Source organism: Herbaspirillum hiltneri N3 (assembly GCF_001267925.1).
Lineage (GTDB): Bacteria > Pseudomonadota > Gammaproteobacteria > Burkholderiales > Burkholderiaceae_D > Herbaspirillum > Herbaspirillum hiltneri.
This window is the reverse complement of sequence record NZ_CP011409.1, coordinates 4,583,350-4,600,718: the sequence shown is the minus strand read 5'-3', so window position 1 is coordinate 4,600,718 and position 17,369 is coordinate 4,583,350. Positions and strand designations below refer to the sequence as shown.

Annotated in this window: 8 protein-coding genes, 1 other RNA gene and 1 pseudogene; 3 read left to right on the top strand and 7 right to left on the bottom strand. The window is 64.2% G+C overall.

The window, feature by feature from the left end; all coding sequences use genetic code 11:
• Positions 1–30: 30 nt before the first annotated feature.
• Positions 31–4,524 carry a translocation/assembly module TamB domain-containing protein gene (locus F506_RS20720; RefSeq protein ID WP_083458138.1) on the top strand — a complete coding sequence of 1,498 codons (4,494 nt, stop codon included), beginning with the start codon at positions 31–33 and terminating at the stop codon, positions 4,522–4,524.
• An 80-nt stretch (positions 4,525–4,604) separates the two neighbouring features.
• Here F506_RS20720 and corA read toward each other — a convergent pair whose 3' ends face one another.
• The 4 genes from corA to F506_RS20705 all read right to left on the bottom strand — a co-directional run bounded on the left by corA (position 4,605) and on the right by F506_RS20705 (position 8,096).
• On the bottom strand, positions 4,605–5,585 hold the full coding sequence (gene corA, locus F506_RS20715; RefSeq protein WP_053200568.1) for a magnesium/cobalt transporter CorA: 981 nt from the start codon (positions 5,583–5,585) through the stop codon (positions 4,605–4,607).
• Between the two features lie 34 nt (positions 5,586–5,619).
• A non-coding RNA gene (locus F506_RS22910) (sX9 sRNA) lies at positions 5,620–5,694 on the bottom strand.
• Between the two features lie 62 nt (positions 5,695–5,756).
• The gene (locus F506_RS20710) at positions 5,757–6,656 is read right to left on the bottom strand and encodes a DMT family transporter (protein ID WP_083458135.1); all 900 of its coding nucleotides are present in this window, start codon (positions 6,654–6,656) and stop codon (positions 5,757–5,759) included.
• 30 nt (positions 6,657–6,686) lie between these two features.
• Positions 6,687–8,096, bottom strand: coding sequence for a DHA2 family efflux MFS transporter permease subunit (locus tag F506_RS20705; protein ID WP_053200566.1), 1,410 nt, complete (start codon positions 8,094–8,096; stop codon positions 6,687–6,689).
• 192 nt (positions 8,097–8,288) lie between these two features.
• Here F506_RS20705 and pabB point away from each other — a divergent pair, with 192 nt between their 5' ends.
• The gene (gene pabB, locus F506_RS20700) at positions 8,289–10,157 is read left to right on the top strand and encodes an aminodeoxychorismate synthase component I (RefSeq protein WP_053200565.1); all 1,869 of its coding nucleotides are present in this window, start codon (positions 8,289–8,291) and stop codon (positions 10,155–10,157) included.
• Positions 10,158–10,203: 46 nt separating this feature from the next.
• On the opposite strand, the gene F506_RS20695 is transcribed toward pabB, so the two are convergent.
• From F506_RS20695 to F506_RS20685, 3 genes and pseudogenes are all read right to left on the bottom strand, one after another.
• Positions 10,204–11,694 (bottom strand): efflux transporter outer membrane subunit, encoded by a 1,491-nt coding sequence (locus tag F506_RS20695; protein ID WP_053201823.1) that lies wholly within the window; start codon positions 11,692–11,694, stop codon positions 10,204–10,206.
• A gap of 23 nt (positions 11,695–11,717) precedes the next feature.
• Positions 11,718–14,951 carry an efflux RND transporter permease subunit gene (locus F506_RS20690; RefSeq protein ID WP_053200563.1) on the bottom strand — a complete coding sequence of 1,078 codons (3,234 nt, stop codon included), beginning with the start codon at positions 14,949–14,951 and terminating at the stop codon, positions 11,718–11,720.
• Positions 14,952–14,963: 12 nt separating this feature from the next.
• Positions 14,964–16,700 (bottom strand): annotated as a pseudogene (locus F506_RS20685) (efflux RND transporter permease subunit); the annotation flags it as partial.
• Between F506_RS20685 and F506_RS20680 the strand changes: the two are divergent.
• Complete coding sequence (locus tag F506_RS20680) at positions 16,613–17,368, top strand: isocitrate lyase/PEP mutase family protein (protein WP_158443146.1); 756 nt, start codon at positions 16,613–16,615, stop codon at positions 17,366–17,368. The pseudogene F506_RS20685 and the gene F506_RS20680 overlap by 88 nt on opposite strands.
• Position 17,369 lies beyond the last annotated feature (1 nt).

Below are 17,369 nucleotides of genomic sequence, written 5' to 3'. Positions count from 1 at the left end.
AATTAAAAAAACAAACAGGGAAGGGCCGTCATGTTTACCTCAATCAGAACGCGTATTTTATTTTTCAGCATTGCCTTGCTTGTTGCGAGCCTGGGCGTAGTCGGCGCCGTCTCTTACGTCATCGTCAAGGCGGACAACGACCGCGCCATCGACGAGAGCGCGCGTTCCATTGCCGACGGCTATGCCTCGGCGATCAACGAATGGGTCGCGGCCAAGGCCAGCATGGCCGCGGCAGCGGCAGACGGTGTGTTGCAAGCCGATCCGGTATTCGTCATCAAGCAGTTGCAGAAGAGCGGCGGCTTCTATGTCACGACCTTCGGCAAGGAAGACAAGACTGCCTACACGTCCGCCGAGGGATTGCCGGCCGGCTACGATCCGACCGGTCGGTCCTGGTACCAGCAATCGGTCAAGGCCGGAAAGGCCGTGGTGACCAAACCCTACACCGATGTCGTGACGAAGAAACCGATGGTGTCCTTCACCGCGCAGGTGAGAAAAGACGGCGTCTTGCAGGGCGTGGTGGCGGCTGCGGTGTTCCTCGACGGCGTCAGCAATGTGGTGAAAGCGGTGCATCCGACCCCGGCCAGTTTTGCCTTCCTGGTCGACCGCGACGGCATGATGCTGGCCCACCCGGATGCGCAATGGATCAACAAGCCGGTCAAGGACTGGAACCCCGAACTGACGGCGGAACGTCTCAATAGCCTGGCCGGCAATGACGCCAGCAAGGAAATCGTGCTCAACGGCGCCGCCAAGCTGGTTCAGGCAATCGCGGTCAAAGACACCGAATGGACCTTGCTGGTGGCGATCGACAAGGCCGACGTCAACGCCGGCATGCGCCACGCCACGCAATCGTCGCTGATCGCCATCGTGCTGGTGGCGGCGTTGGCGGCACTGATCCTGCGACTGATCACTGCGGCGGTGTTCCGGCGCCTGTCGCAGGTGCGCAATGCGATGGACAGCATCGGTTCCGGCAACGGCGACCTGACCATGCGCCTGCCGGAAGACGGCAAGGATGAAGTCACCCAGATCGCCAGGTCCTTCAACGTCTTCGTGCAAAAGATCACCACCATCTTGCAAGAGATCCGGCATACCAGCGACGCCGTCAAGGTATCGTCGTCCGAAATCGCCAGCGGCAACCTCGACTTGTCCGGCCGCACCGAGCAGCAAGCCGGAGCCCTGGAAGAAACCGCTTCCGCGATGGAAGAACTGACCTCCACCGTCAAGCAGAACTCGGACAATGCACGGCAGGCCAATCAACTGGCGCTGGCGGCATCGGCGATTGCCAAAGAAGGCGGCGAAGTGGTCGGCAACGTCGTCGCCACGCCGTTTGCCACGGTGCCGCTCAAGCGCGCCAGGATCGACGTGCAGCATGTCAATCCGCAAGCCTTCAGCAGCGGCGCGCCGAAAGCCGACCTGCAACTGCGCGCCGATCTGGCGCCGGTGGCCGGCGCGACGGCAGAGAACCTCCGTGTGGCCGGCCCGGTCGCGATCTCCAACGCCATCCCCGGCAGTCTCGACCGGCAACGCCTGCCGCTGACCTCGGTCAAGGCCAGGGTCGACCTCGGCGTCGACAGCCAGCAGCTGAGCGACTTGCGCGTGGCGCTGCTCAAGGATGCGATGCTGACGGGCAAAGGTGAATTTCATCCGGCGGACAAGACAGGCCGCTTCGACTTCGACGTCGCCGGACTGGACCTGCAAGCGATCCACAACGAACTCAAACCGACCCGCCTGGCCGGACCGCTCAACGTCGTCCTCCATCCGGGCGGCCAGGATGTGGTTCTGAAACTGCAGGATGCGCAGTACGGCATCCACGCCGACGCCGCCATCACGCCTGAACAGGTCACGCTAAGGCAGGTATCGCTGACGGCCCGGAAGGCGCGACTGGAGCTGGCCGGCACGCTGGCTACGGTGGGCGCCATGGAATATGCCTTCAAGGGCAAGCTGGCCGACTTCGATCCTTCGCTGTGGGTGAAGACCGGCAAGGCGCCGGCCAGGTCCGGCAGCGGCGCTGACGCCGGCATTGCAGCGCACCCGGTCACCGCGCGCATCAACATGGACTTCGACACCACCGGCTCGCTCTCGCCGGCATTGCAGGCGAAGCTGAATTTCACCATCTACGACAGCAGCTATGACCAGTTGCCGATGAGCGGCGCCGGCAAGTTGCAACTGGCCGGCAAGCGCCTGCTGCCGAGCAGCCTGGAGCTGCTGGTGGCGGGCAACCAGTTGCAGCTCAAGGGTGCGTTCGGCGCCCCTGCCGACAAGCTCGACATCCACCTCGATGCGCCGCAGCTGGCGCGACTGGGCTTCGGGATTTCCGGCCTCCTCAAGCTGGACGGCCAGCTGACCGGCAGCATGCAGCGTCCCAACCTGCGTGCGACCTATAGCGGCCGGCAACTGGCCTTCGGCCCGCACCAGCTGAATCGCTTCGATGGCCAGGCCGACCTGCAGACCGATCTCAATGCGAGCGCCGCGTCGGCCAGCAACAAGCTGCAACTGAGCATCGACGGGGATGGCTATAGCGGCCCCGACGCTGCACTCAAGCAACTGAAACTGAGCCTGTCCGGCACCTACGGCGACCACAAGCTGGCCGTGCAAGCCGACGGTCGCGTGCGCAACCAGACGCTGGCCCTGCAGCTCAACGCCCACGGCAAAGTCACCGAAGACAAGAACGGCTACGGCTGGAACGGCGTCATCGACAAACTCGAGAACCAGGGCCTGCCGCGCATCGCGCTGGCGTCGCCACTCAGTCTCACGCTGGCCGCCGACACGCTGGTGGCCGGCGCCACCCGGCTCAATGTCGACCGCATGGCGATCGACCTGCGCAGCCTGAGCTACCAGCAAGGCCGTATCCGTTCCGAAGGCAGCGCCAAGGCCCTCGATGTCGGCCGCATCCTGGAACTGGTGCGGGAGATGACCGGTACTGCTCCGCCAGCGAAGACCGACCTGGTGCTTGACGCCGACTGGAATTTCTCGCTGGCCGACACTGCGTCCGGCTTCTTGCAGGTGCTGCGCAAGAGCGGCGACGTCGCCGTCAACACCGGCGTTTCGCAAGTGGCGCTGGGCCTGTCGGCGCTGCAGCTGCGCGTTGACCTCGCCGGCCGCGATGCGAAATTCAACGGCCGCGTCGTCGCCGATCGCATCGGCGCCATCGAAGCGCAGGGCCAGGCCGGCTTGCTGCATCAGGACGGCGTGCTGACACTGCTGCCGGACTCGCCGCTGACCGCCCACGCACGCCTGAACGTACCCGAGGTCAAGACCGTCGGCGCCCTGCTCGGTCCGCAATACAGTCTCGACGGCAAGCTCGCGATGGACCTCAACGCCGCCGGCACGCTGGCCAAGCCGCGCCTGACCGGCGCCATCAACGGCGACGGCCTGGCCGTGACGCTGTTCGACCAGGGCATCCAGCTCAAGGAAGGCACCGTACGCATCGCCATGGACGACAATGTGATCGACCTGCGCCAGATCGAATTCCACGGCGGCGAAGGCACGCTGCGCGCTACCGGCAAGGTGAAACTGGGCGACGCCGATCCCGACCTCAACGCCACCATCGTGGCCGACCGCCTGCAGCTGTTCGCCAGCCCCGACCGCCAGCTGATGCTGTCGGGTCAGGCCAAGCTGGCCAACGTCAACGAGCAGCTGCGCATCGACGGCAAGTTCACGGTCGACAAGGCCTTGTTCGACCTGCCCAAGAGCAGCGCGCCCAAGCTTGGCGACGATGTCGTGATCGTGCGCAAGGACAAGGATGGCAAGTCGCGGGCCAAGGCCGGCGCGGCCGCGACGTCGAAGGAAAAACTCACGGCCGCGACCGAGAAGCCGGCCGGACGTTTTGCGCCGGTCATGAATATCGTGGTGGACCTTGGCAACAACTTCCGCTTCAACGGCAGCGGCGCCGACCTCAAGCTGCGCGGCGAGATGAACGTGCGCAGCGAGCCGCTGCTGCCGCTGCGCGCCACCGGCACCGTACGCGTCGCCGAAGGCACCTATGAAGCCTTTGGCACCAAGCTCAACATCGAGCGCGGCATCATCAACTTCCAGGGACCGATCAGCAATCCGAACCTGAACATCCTCGCCATGCGCCGCAATCAGGACGTCGAGGCCGGCGTCGAGGTCACGGGCAACGCCAACCTGCCGCGCGTGCGCCTGGTGTCGGAACCGAACGTGCCCGATGACGAGAAGCTCTCGTGGATGATGTTCGGCCACGGCAGCGACAGTTCCGGCCTGGGTCAACGCAGCGCCAGCAGCCAGGCGCTGGCCTTCGTCGGCAACTTCGGCGGCAAGAAGATCGCCAAGGACATCGGTCTCGACCAGTTCTCGATCGGCGCCAGCGAATCGGGCCTGTCCGACGAGCAGGTGGTCAATCTGGGCAAGTCGATCTCGGAAAAACTCTCTGTCGGCTACGAGCAAAGCCTGACCGGCGCGGCCAGCATCGCCAAGGCCACCTGGCAGCTATCGCGACGCTGGTCGCTGGTGGCGCGCACCGGCACCATCAACGGCCTTAACGTGCTGTACAACCTGCGCTTCGACTGACGGCGCCGCTACCGCAATAAAAAGGGCGGCGAGGATATCTCCACGCCGCCCTTTGTTTTTCGTCATGCCGGCTGCCCGGCTTACAACCATCCCGCCCTGCGCAAGCGCCGCCACAGCAGCGAACAGCCGGTGACGATGCCGCCCAGCACCAGGGGGAAACTCCAGCGCCAATCCAGCCCCGGCATGTGGGCGAAGTTCATCCCGTACAAGCTGAAGATCATGGTCGGGATCGCCAGGATCGCCCCCCAGCCGGCCAGTGTCTGCACCACCTCGTTCTGGCGAATGGTCACCTGCGCGAGGTCAATCTGCATCGCCGCTGCCACCATTTCACGGAGGCGGTCGCCGGTCTCTATCAGGCGCACCACGTGGTCGTAGATGTCGCGGAAATAGATCTTGCCTTCCTTGGTGATGATGTTTTCATGGAAACGCAGCAGCTGCGTGCAGACATCGAGCAGCGGCATCGCCGCCGAACGGATCTTGATCAGCTGGCGCTTGAGCTGGTACAGGTCCTGCAAGTGCGCCCGCTCGGAATCGCGCTCGAAGAGCTCCGATTCGTACTTGTCGAAACGCTCTTCCAGATCGTTCATGATGGGACCGTAGTTGTCCACCACGAAGTCCATGATCGAATACAGCACATAGCTCGGGCCGCGCACCAGCCGCTCGGGCAGCATTTCGCAGTGTTCGCGCACCTTGGCGTAGCTCTTCGACGCGCCATGCCGCACCGACACCACGAAACGCGCGCCGACGAAGATGTGGGTCTCGCCGAATTGCACCTCGGCATCGACCACTTGCGCGGTCTGCAGCACCACGAACAGGGTGTCGCCGTATTCCTCGATCTTGGGGCGCTGATGCGCGGCGTAGGCATCCTCCACGGCCAGTTCATGGAGGTTGAATTCTTCCTTGATCTGGCGCATCAGTTCGACGCTCGGTTCGAGCAGGCCGACCCAGACGAAGGTGTTCTCCTCCTGCAGCACGTCGCTGATTTCCTCGATCGTGATGTCGCGCAGCTTTTTGCCGCTCTTGTAGGCCGTACAGTTGACGACCATGTTTGCGTTGTTCATGTCTACGCCTGCTTTCTTGTTTATTCTCAGAACCTGTTTACGATCTGTAGCGAGAGGCCGTCAGCCGGTGCCGGACGGCGCGGAGGAACCGGAATGTACTTGAGTACATGAGGATTCCGAGCACCGACCGGTGCCGGATCACGGCCTCGCAGTAAGATCGTGAACAGGTTCTCAGACGGCCGGCCGCACGATCCTGCGCCTGATCACCTGCGCCAGCACCACGCCGATGAGCGTGATGCCGCCGCCGACGGCGTGATACGAATGCAGTTCCTCGCCCAGCACGGCCATGGCAATTATGACGGTAAAAATGGGCGACAAGTTCATGAACATGGTGGAATGCGTCGCCCCAAGATGGGCGACGCCGTTCATCCACAGTATCTGCGAAATGATGGAGGCGGCGATGCCTGCATACAGCAGCAGCGGCAGATTGGCCGCGGTGACCGGCGAATACGGCGCCGCCAGACAGAGCGGAAACAGCAGGATCACCGCCACCCAGATTTGCATGTACAGCAGATGCCAGGCCGCGATCGGCAGCGCCCAGCGCTTGAGCAGCACGCTGTAGAAGGCATAGGCGACGGTCGCCACCAGCATCAGCAGGTCGCCGAACACCACGCCGTTGGTGAACAGCTGCGCCGGGTGGCCTTTGCCGATCAGGATCATCAGGCCGAACAGCGACAAGATGCCGCCGATCAGCGTGCCCCAGGTCGGCGGCTCGCGCAGCAGGATGCTGCTGAGCAGCAAGGTCAGCAGCGGCATCAGCGACGCAATCATGCCCATACTGGTAGCCGAGGACGTGGCCGCCGCAAAATACGCCAGGCTCTGGTACAGCACCATGCCGAACAAGGCCAGCAGCACCACTTTCGGCAGGTGTGGACGAATTTGCCGGCGCTGCCGCCAGACCCCGCGCAGGCAAAACGGCGTGAGCAGGATGCCTGCCATCAGCCAGCGGTAAAACGACATCGCCGCCGGCTCGATCACGCCCGCCGCCATCTTGCTGACGATGGTGTTGCCGGACCAGATCAGGATCGCGCTGATCGGGAAGACGCTGTATTTGAGCTGCATGTGGGCCATGGCGCTGTCGTGGTCGTGATCGTAGAAGGATTAGGTTGCGCTTGCCTTGGCCGGACCGCGGCCGGCCAGTTCGGCGCCGGCATCGGGAGGCAGGCGCATCAGCATCGGGATGGAGAACGACGCCGCCACCGCCACCGTCAGGAAAGCGGGCCAGAAATCCTGGCTCACCAGGGTGGCGTGTCCTTGCAAGTGGTTGGACATCTGCAAGGCGAAACCGCCCAGCACCACGCCCATGCCGACCGACAACTGCTGCGCCACGCTGGCGATGCTGGTGGCCTGGCTGAGGCGATTGCTATCGACGTCGGCGTAGGAAATCGCATTGAGACTGGTGAATTGCAGCGAGCGGAAGCAACCGCCGATCAGCAGCACGATCAGGATCACCGCATAAGGCGTAGCCGGCGTGAACAAGCCTATCGCCGCCAGCGATAGCACGCCGCAGATGCCGTTGACGATCATCACCCGGCGAAAACCGTAGCGCTTGAGGAATTTGGCGGCGATGGTCTTCATGAACATCGCGCCGGCCGCCGACGCGCAGGTCAGCAGACCGGAATGGAAGGCGCTGAAGCCGAAACCCAGCTGCAGCATCAGCGGCAACAGGAAGGGAATCGCGCCGATGCCGAGGCGGAACAGGGAGCCGCCGCCGACGCCGGCCTGCAAGGTCTCGATCTTGAGCAGCTTGAGGTCGATCAGCGGATGCTCGGTACGGCGCGCATGCCAGACGTAGGCGACCAGCGACAGGCTGCCGAGCACCACGCAGACCAGCGAAATGTCGCCCGACACCAGATGTCGTCCGGCGGTCGCCAGCCCCATCATCACCAGCGAACAACCCAGCGCCGACAGCAGGAAACCGACCCAGTCGAGCGGCGCGACGCTTTCCGCCCTGGCGTTGGCGATGAAGCGCGTGGCCAGGTAGAGGCCGAGGATGCTGATCGGGATATTGATGAAGAAGATCCAGCGCCAGTGGAAATACGTCGTGATGAAACCGCCCAGCGGCGGCCCCAGCACCGGTCCGAACATCGCCGGAATGGTGAGGTAGCTGAGCGCCTTGACCAGGTTGGCCTTGTCGACGCTGCGCAGGATCACCAGCCGCCCCACCGGCACCATCATGGCCCCGCCGATGCCCTGGAAGAATCGCGCCGCGACGAACTCCGGCAGGCTCTGCGAGACGCCGCACAGGATAGAACCCAGCATGAACACGCAGATCGCCGAGCGGAAAATCGTCAGCGCGCCGAAGCGGTCGGCCATCCAGCCGCTGATCGGAATGAACACGGCCAGGCTGACCAGGTAAGACGTCAGCGCCAGCTTGAGCGAAATCGGATCGACCGCTATGTCGATCGCCAGCACCGGCAGTGAGGTCGAAATCACGGTTGAGTCCATCTGTTCCATGAACAGGGCGCAAGCGACGATCAGGGGAATGGTGAATGTGCGCTGTAAAGCCATGGGATGGAGAATTGGTTGAGTCGGGGTTGAGTCGGGGTAGATTCGAGGAGAGCCGGCCCGGTGCGAAGCCGGCCCGTTGCATCACGGAAATATGCTCCAGTATACCGTTTAAGCTATGATGCTGCCGGGCCCCGGGCCGATGTCCGGCAGCTTCGCCCATCTTGTTTCCTATTCGCAAAACCGCGCACGATTATGTCCCTCCCCTGCTTCGCCCTGCTCGACGACAGCTACCGCCACGATGATGCCAACGCGTCCGCGGGCGAACCGCGTTCGCGCCTGTACACCGGCCATCATGCGACGCTGCGCTGCGACGATGCAGACGGCATGGGAAAGATGCTCGCCGACATGCACGATGCGCAGCGGCAAGGCCTGCATGCGGTGGCGCTGTTCAGCTACGAACTGGGCGGCCGCCTGCACGGCATTGCTGCCCATGCGAGGCAACCCGGTCCGCTCGCAGAAATCCTGCTCTTCAGCGAGTGCCGCCACCTCAGCGCTGCGCAGACCGATGAATGGCTGCAGCAACAGCAAGATGCCATTCCTACTGCTGCTGCTGCCGCTGCTGCCGGCGTCGCCAACGTCCGCGCCAGCGTCGACGAACAGCGTTTCAGCGCCGACATCGCGCGCATCCGCGACTACATCGCGGCCGGCGACACTTACCAGGTCAACTACACCTACCGTCTGCATTTCGACGCCTGGGGCGAACCGGTCAGCCTGTACAACAAGCTGCGCGCGCGCCAGCCGGTGCCGTACGGTGCACTGATCCGCCTGCCGGATGAGCGCTGGGTGCTGTCGTTTTCGCCGGAATTGTTCGTCCGCCACACGCAAGGAAAATTGCTCGCCCAGCCGATGAAAGGCACCGCACCGGCGCATGACGATGCTGCGAAAAATAGCCGCCGTGCCGATCAGCTGGCCAACGACGAAAAGAACCGCGCCGAGAACCTGATGATCGTCGATCTGCTGCGCAACGACCTCGGCCGCGTCGCCGTCGCCGGCTCGGTGCAGGTGCCGCATCTGTTCGCAGTCGGCCGCTTCGGCCAGGTGCTGCAGATGACCTCGACCGTCACGGCGCAGCTGCGCGATGACGCGCACATCGCCGACGTGGTCGCCGCGCTCTACCCTTGCGGTTCAATTACCGGCGCCCCCAAACGCCGCACCATGCAAATCATCCGCGAACTGGAGTCGACGCCGCGCGGCATCTACACCGGTGCGATCGGCTGGTTCGACGCCGCGCCGCCGGAACGGACGCTGGGCGACTTCTGCCTGTCGGTGCCGATCCGCACGCTGGTGCTGCAAGCCCCTCAAAACGGCGTACGCAGCGGTGAAATGGGCGTGGGCGCCGGCATCGTCTATGACAGCAAGGCAGCCGGGGAATTTGCGGAATGCCGGTTGAAGTCGGCGTTCCTGACCGGACTCGATAGCGACTTCAGCCTGTTTGAAACCATCCATGCCGATCGTGACAACGGCTGCCGCCACCTGGACCTGCATGTGCAGCGGCTGCAAGGCTCTGCGGCGTATTTCAATTTCGCATTTGACGAGACCGCCGTCCGCAATGCACTGACGCAAGTCTGCGCGCAACTGCCGTCGGCAACGCCGTATCGCTTGCGGCTGGACCTGTTCCGCGACGGCGCGATCCGGTTGCAGCAAGGCGTGCTATCCCCCTTGGGCGCGACGGTAAAGGTGTTCATCTCGCCGACGCCGAGCGCGAGCAACGCACTGTTCCTGCGCCACAAGACATCGGTGCGCACCGCTTACGATGAAGCCTGGAAAGAAGCGGAACGGCGCGGCGGTTTCGACACGCTGTTCTTCAACGAGCGCGACGAACTGACTGAAGGCGGCCGCAGCAATGTCTTCGTCCGACTGGATGGACGCTGGTACACGCCGCCGCTGGCGGCCGGAGCGCTGCCCGGCGTGATGCGTTCGGTGCTGCTCGCCGACGCTGCGTACGCAGCGAGCGAACGCAGCATCACGCGCGATGAATTGCGCCGCGCCGAGGCCGTGATGATCTGCAACGCCCTGCGCGGTGCGGTGCATGCAGACGTGGTCTGGGACATGGCCGCATAAAAAAAGCGCAGCACCGACGCTGCGCTTTTTGCCGAAGACGGCGCTTCTATTTCTTTTTGCTGTTCTCCGACTGGCTCGCCAACGCGCCCAGGTCGGCGATGTTCTGCTCGCTCCAGCCGCCGCCCAGTGCCTTGGTCAGCAGCACGCTGGCGGCCATGCGGCGATAGAGGATATCCAGCGCGGTGCGTTCGCTGGTCAGTGCGGTGGCTTGCGCCGTGATCACGCTGGTGTAGTTGACGGTGCCGGCCTTGTACTGGTTGGTGACCAGCGTCACGGCCTGGCGCGCCGATTGCAGCGCTTCGTTCTGCACCACGGCTTCCTGCTCGAGGATGCGCAACGCGGCGAGGTTGTCTTCCACTTCCTGGAAAGCGGTCAGCACGGTCTGCTTGTACGCCGCCGCCACGCCGTCATAGCTGGCGATCGCCTGGTCGGTGACCGAGCGGCGCGCGCCGCCGTCGAAAATCAACTGGCTCAGTTGCGGCCCCAGCGACCACACCCGGCTGGGCATCGTGAACCAGTTGGCCAGGCCGTTGGAAGTCTGGAATCCGCCCGATGCCGACAGCGACAGGCTCGGATAATACGCCGCCTGCGCCACGCCGATCTGGGCATTGGCGGCGGCGACGCGGCGTTCGGCGCCGGCAACGTCGGGACGGCGTTCCAGCAGCATCGACGGCAAGGCGACGGGAATCGGCGGCGCCGCAGCGGTCAATGGCGACGGCGTGATCGAGAAGGTCGAGGCCGGCTGGCCGACCAGCAAGGCAATCGCATGCTCCAGTTGCGCGCGCTGTACGCCATTGTCGAGCGCCTGCGCCTGGGCCGATTTCAATTGCGTCTGCGCCTGGATGACATCGGACTTCGCTACCACGCCGGCGTTGTATTGATTCAGCGTCAGCTGATACGAACGCTGGTATGCAGCGACGGTGTCGTCCAGCAGCTGCTGTTGCGCATCGAGCACGCGCAGTTGCAGATAGTTCTGCGCCAGTTGCGCCTGCGCGCTCAGCCGGGTCGCCGCGAGGTCGGCGGCGCTGGCCTGGGCGCTGGCTTCGTTCGATTCGACGTTGCGGCGCACACGGCCCCAGACGTCGATTTCCCAGTCGGCGTTGAGCGAGAAGGAATAGTTGTCGCGCACCGATGAACCGGAACTGCTGCCGCTGCTGCCGCTACCCGTTGCAGAGCGCGAACGCGTGCGCGACGCATCCGCCGACAGCGTCGGCGAATAGTCGGCGCGTGCGGCCTGCACCAGCGCCATGGCTTTGCGGAAATTGGCTTCCGACTGCGCCAGGTTCTGGTTGGAAATATCGATCTGCTCCACCAGCGCATTGAGCTGCGGATCGCCGAACATTTCCCACCACTTGCCGTTCATGGCCAATTCGCTGGGCTGGGCCGGTTTCCAGTCTTTCATTTCCTTGAAGGCGGCCGGGACCGCCGCGGCCTGCGGACGGACGTAGTCGGGGCCGACCGAGCAAGCCGCCAGGGCCAGAGTCAGCGGCGTCAGCATCAGGATGCGCGTCAAGTTGTGTTTTGCGTAGGTCATCATTTTTTCTCCGTGGACGCCGCGTGTCATGCCGCGCCCGTGTTCTGTTGCGGACTGGCTTTGCGTCCCGTCTTGCGCTCGAACAAACCCTTGCTCCACAGGCGGAACCGCTCCATGTAGAGATAGACCACCGGCGTGGTGTACAGCGTCAGCATCTGGCTGACGATGAGGCCGCCGACGATGGAAATGCCGAGCGGCTGGCGCAATTCGGCGCCGTCGCCGGTACCCAGCGCCAGCGGCACGGCGCCCAGCAGCGCCGCCATGGTGGTCATCATGATAGGCCGGAAGCGCAGGCTGCACGCTTCGAAGATCGCGTCGCGCGGCGACAGGCCGCGCGCACGCTCGGCCTGCAGGGCGAAGTCGATCATCATGATGGCGTTCTTCTTGACGATGCCAATCAGCAGGATCACGCCGATCAGCGCGATCAGGCTGAAGTCGGTGCCGGTCGCCAGCAAGGCCAGCAGCGCACCGACGCCGGCCGACGGCAGCGTCGAGATGATGGTGATCGGGTGCACCAGGCTTTCATACAAGACGCCGAGCACGATATACACCGCCAGCAAGGCAGTCAGGATCAGCACCGGCTGGCTGTTCAGCGACGACTGGAAGGCGTTGGCGGTGCCGGCAAAGGCGCCGTGCACCGCCGTCGGCACGCCCAGGCGCGCGAGCGTGTCGTTGATCACCTGGGTGGCTTGCGACAGCGAGACGCCTTCGGCCAGGTTGAAGGAGATCGTCGAGGCGATGAACTGTCCTTCGTGGCTCACGCTCAGCGAGGTAGTGGTCGGCGCGAAGCTGGAGAACGAGGTCAGCGGCACCTGCTTCGATGCCGCCGTCGACAGGGTCAGCGCCAGCGACGAGTTGGAGTTGAGCTTGCCGCCCGCCGTCAGCGCCGGCGGCGTACCCAGCGCCGAAGTGGTCGGCGACAGGTTGGCCGTACTGTTGGCGAGGCTGACGTAGGTGCTGTTGAGGATTTCCGGGCTTTGCCAGTATTGCGGCGCGGCTTCCATCACCACGTGGTACTGGTTCATCCCGCTGTAGATCGTCGAAATCTGGCGCTGGCCGAACAGGTCGCTCAGGCTGGTGTCGATCAGCTGCGGTGTGACGCCGCTGCGGATGGCGGTCTCGCGGTCGATCGTCAGCGTGGTCTGCAAACCCTTGTCCTGCTGGTCGGTGCTGACGTCTTCCAGCTGCGGCAGGTTGGAGAACGCCAGGCGGATCTTGGGCTCCCAGGTGCGCAGCAGTTCGAGATCGTCGGATTGCAGCGTGTATTCATATTGCGAATCGCTCTGCCGCGCGCCGACGCGGATATCCTGCACCGCCTGCAGGAACAGGCTGGCGCCGGCCACGTGGCCGAGCTTGATGCGTAGCCGTGCGATCACCTTGTCGGCGGAAATCTTGCGCTCCGCCAGCGGCTTGAGCGCGATATACATGCTGCCGCCATTGCGCCGGCCGCCGCCGGTGAAGGCGGTGACGTTGGCTACCGCAGGATCCTGGCGGACGATTTCAATGAACTCGTTGAGCTTGGTGCGCATGGCCTGGAACGAGATTGACTGGTCGCCGCGGATGCCGCCGACCAGCCGGCCGGTATCCTGCTGCGGGAAGAAACCCTTGGGCACGATCACGTACAGATAAACATTGAGCGCGATCGTGGCAAGCAGGATCACGATCATCAGCGGCGAAAACCGCAAGGCCCACGCCAGCGAGCGCTCATAACCGCGCAGCATGCTGTCGAACAGACGCTCAACCGCGGAGAAGAACCGCCCCGGCTTGCGCTCTTCTTCGCTCTGGTGTTTCAGCAACTTGGCGCACATCATCGGCGTGGTCGTCAGCGACACCACCAGGGACACCAGGATCGCCACCGACAGTGTCACGGCGAACTCGCGGAACAGGCGGCCGACGATGCCGCCCATCATCAGGATGGGGATGAACACCGCGATCAGCGAAATGCTCATCGACAGCACCGTGAAGCCCACTTCGCGCGCGCCGATCAGCGCCGCCCTGAACGGCTTCATGCCCTGCTCGATGTGGCGCGAAATGTTTTCCAGCACCACAATGGCGTCATCGACCACGAAGCCGGTGGCGATCGTGAGCGCCATCAGCGACAGGTTGTCGAGCGTGTAGCCGAGCAGATACATGACGCCGAAGGTGCCGATCAGCGAGACCGGCACCGCCACGCTCGGGATCAGCGTGGCGCGGCCGTTGCGCAGGAACAGGAACACCACCATGATCACCAGCGCGATCGACATCAGCAGGGTCTTCTCGGTGTCCTTGAGCGAGGCGCGGATGGTCGGCGTGCGGTCCATCATCACCTCGAGATTGATGGCGTTCGGGATCGATGCCTTCAGGTTGGGCAGCAAGGCATCCACGGCGTCGACGGTCTCGATGATGTTGGCGCCGGGCTGGCGGTTCAGGATCACCAGCACCGACGGCTTGCCGTTGGCGGAGCCGGAATTGCGCAGGTCGGCCACCGAATCCCTGACCTCGGCGATGTCGCGCACGCGCACCGGCGCACCGTTGCGGTAGGAAACGATCAGCGGCGCGTATTCGGCCGCAGTCTTGACCTGGTCATTGGCGTAGATCTGCCAGTTGCGGTCGCCGTCTTCGACGATGCCCTTGGGACGGTTGGCGTTGGTGGCGGCCACCGCGGTGCGTACGTCAGCGGTGCCGATGCCGTACTTGTTGAGCGCGGTCGGATTGAGCTCGATCCGCACCGCCGGCTGCGAACTGCCGCCCACGCTGACCTGGCCGATGCCGCGCACCTGCGACAGCTTTTGCGCCAGGATGCTGTCGGCGGCGTCGTACATCTGGCCCTGCGTCATGGTGTCCGAGGTCAGCGCCAGGATCATGATCGGCGCGTCGGCCGGATTCACCTTGCGGTAGGTCGGACTGCTCGGCATGCCGGACGGCAGCAAGCTTCGCGCGGCGTTGAGCGCCGCCTGCACGTCGCGCGCGGCGCCGTCGATGTCGCGGTTGAGGTCGAACTGCAAGGTGATGCGGGTCGAGTTGAGCGAGCTCGACGAAGTCATTTCGGTGACGCCGGCGATGGTGCCAAGGGCGCGCTCGAGCGGCGTGGCGATGGTCGCCGCCATGGTTTCCGGACTGGCGCCGGGCATCGAGGCCGATACCGAAATGGTCGGGTAGTCGACCTGCGGCAGCGGCGACACCGGCAACAGCTTGAACGCCAGCATGCCCGCCAGCGCGATGCCGATGGTCAGCAACGTGGTGGCGATGGGCCGTTCGATGAAGGGACGCGAAATATTCATGCTGTCCCTGCGTCAGGCGTGTGGTGGTGAAGGCTGCGGCGGCGAGGGCTGCGCCGGCGGCAGCAGCGGCGCGTTGGCCGAAGGTGCATCGTCGTCGTCCGAATGCTCTTCCTTGCCGAAACGCTTGCGCAGGCGTCGGGCCAGGCTGTCGAAACCGAGGTAGATTACCGGCGTGGTGAACAGCGTCAGCACCTGCGACACCAGCAGGCCGCCGACCATGGTAATGCCGAGCGGCTGGCGCAGCTCGGAGCCCACGCCCGTACCCAGCATCAACGGCAAGGCGCCCAGCAAGGCCGCCATGGTGGTCATCAGGATGGGACGGAAGCGCAGCAGGCAGGCCTGGTAGATCGCCTCGCGCGGCGACTTGCCTTCGTGCCGCTCAGCCTCGAGCGCGAAGTCGATCATCATGATGGCGTTCTTCTTGACGATGCCGATCAGCAGGATGATGCCGATGATGCCGATGATGCCGAGGTCGTTGCGCGAAATCATCAGCGACAGCAAGGCGCCCACACCGGCCGACGGCAAGGTCGACAGGATGGTGATCGGATGGATGTAGCTTTCGTACAGCACGCCGAGCACGATGTACATCGTCACGATCGCCGCCAAGATCAGCCACAGCGTATTCGACAGCGACGCCTGGAACGCCAGCGCTGCGCCCTGGAAGTTGGTCGAGATGCTGGCCGGCATGGCGATCTCTTTCTCGGCCGCCATGATGGCCTTGACCGCTTCACCCAGCGAGGCGCCCTGCGCGAGGTTGAACGAGACGGTGGCCGCCGGGAACTGGCCGAGATGGTTGACCACCAGCGGCGCGGTGCGCTCGGTCACCTTGGCAATGCTGGCCAGCGGGATCTGGTTGCCGTTGGAGGCCACCAGGAAAATGCTGTTGAGCGCGTCCGGTCCCTTCTGGAATTCCGGCTTGACCTCCATCACCACCCGGTATTGATTCGATTGCGTATAGATGGTCGAGATCAGGCGCTGGCCGAAGGCGTTGTACAGCGCATTGTCGATGGCGGCCGTGGTGATGCCCATGCGCGAGGCGGCATCGCGGTCGATCTCGACGTAGGCCTGCAAACCCTGGTCCTGGACGTTGCTGGCAACGTCGGCCAGTTCCGGCAATTGGCGCAGGCGTTCGACGATCTTCGGCACCCAGGTGCTGAGTTCGGCGGGATCGGCGTCTTCCAGCGTGAACTGGTATTGCGTGCGGCTGACGCTGTCTTCGATGGTCAGGTCTTGCACCGGTTGCATGTAGAGCGTGATGCCGGGGACTTTTTCGGCGAGCCTCGGTTGCAGGCGGCGGATGATGTCGCTGGCGCTGATTCTCTCTCCCCCATCACGCGATTCGTGCGGCTTCAGGTTGATCAGCATGCGGCCGCTGTTCAGGGTGGCGTTGATGCCGTCGACGCCGATGAAGGACGACAGGCTTTCCACCGCCGGGTCTTCCAGCACCACCTTGGCCAGCGCTTGCTGACGCTCGGCCATGGCGCCGAAGGAGACCGATTGCGTGGCTTCCGAAATGCCCTGGATCACGCCGGTATCCTGCACCGGGAAGAAACCCTTGGGGATGAAGATGTACAGCACCACGGTCAGCGCCAGCGTGCCCAGCGCCACCGCCAGCGTGGCGCGCTGGCGATCGAGCACCCATTCCAGCGCGACGCCGTAGCGTGCGACGACGTGGTCGAAGAACGCGCCGCTCTTGTGATAGAACCAGCCCTGCTTCTCTTCCGGCACGTGGTGCAGCAGGCGGGCGCATCGCCGAAGCGGTCTCCTTTCCCGTACTGGTTGACGCCGACACCGGCTACGGCGGCGCCGCCAACATCGCAGAAACCGTGCGCGCCTTCGAAAAGGCCGGCATCGCCGGCCTGCATCTGGAAGACCAGATCATGCCCAAGAAATGCGGCGCCATGGCCGGCAAGAAACTTGTGCCGGCTGAAGAAATGGCCTTGCGCCTGAAAGCTGCGCGGGCAGGTCGCAAGAGCAGCGAATTCGTCATCATCGGCCGCACCGACGCCATGACCATCTACGGCCTTGACGAAGTCATCGTGCGCGCGCAGGCGATGGAGCGCGCCGGCGCCGATGCCGTCATGGCGCCTTCGCTCAGTACGACCGCCGAGCTGGAAGCGGTGGCGTCGAGCGTCCGGATCCCGGTGATCTACGTCGCCGCCGAAACCGTCCGTCCCAATTACACGCGCCAACAGCTTGCGGCAGCCGGCTTCGCCATGTCGCTGTATCCGCTGTCGCTGATCCAGACCACCTTCAAGGCGCAGCAAGACATGTTGCGCAGCATGTTCGCCAGCGGCGACACCGTACAACTGGTGGACGGCATGGCGCAGTTTGCCGACGTCGGCCGACTGGTCGGCGTGGAACGCGCCGCCGCCTTCGACGCAGAGCTGGCGACACAAGTGAACGAGGGGAGTTAGC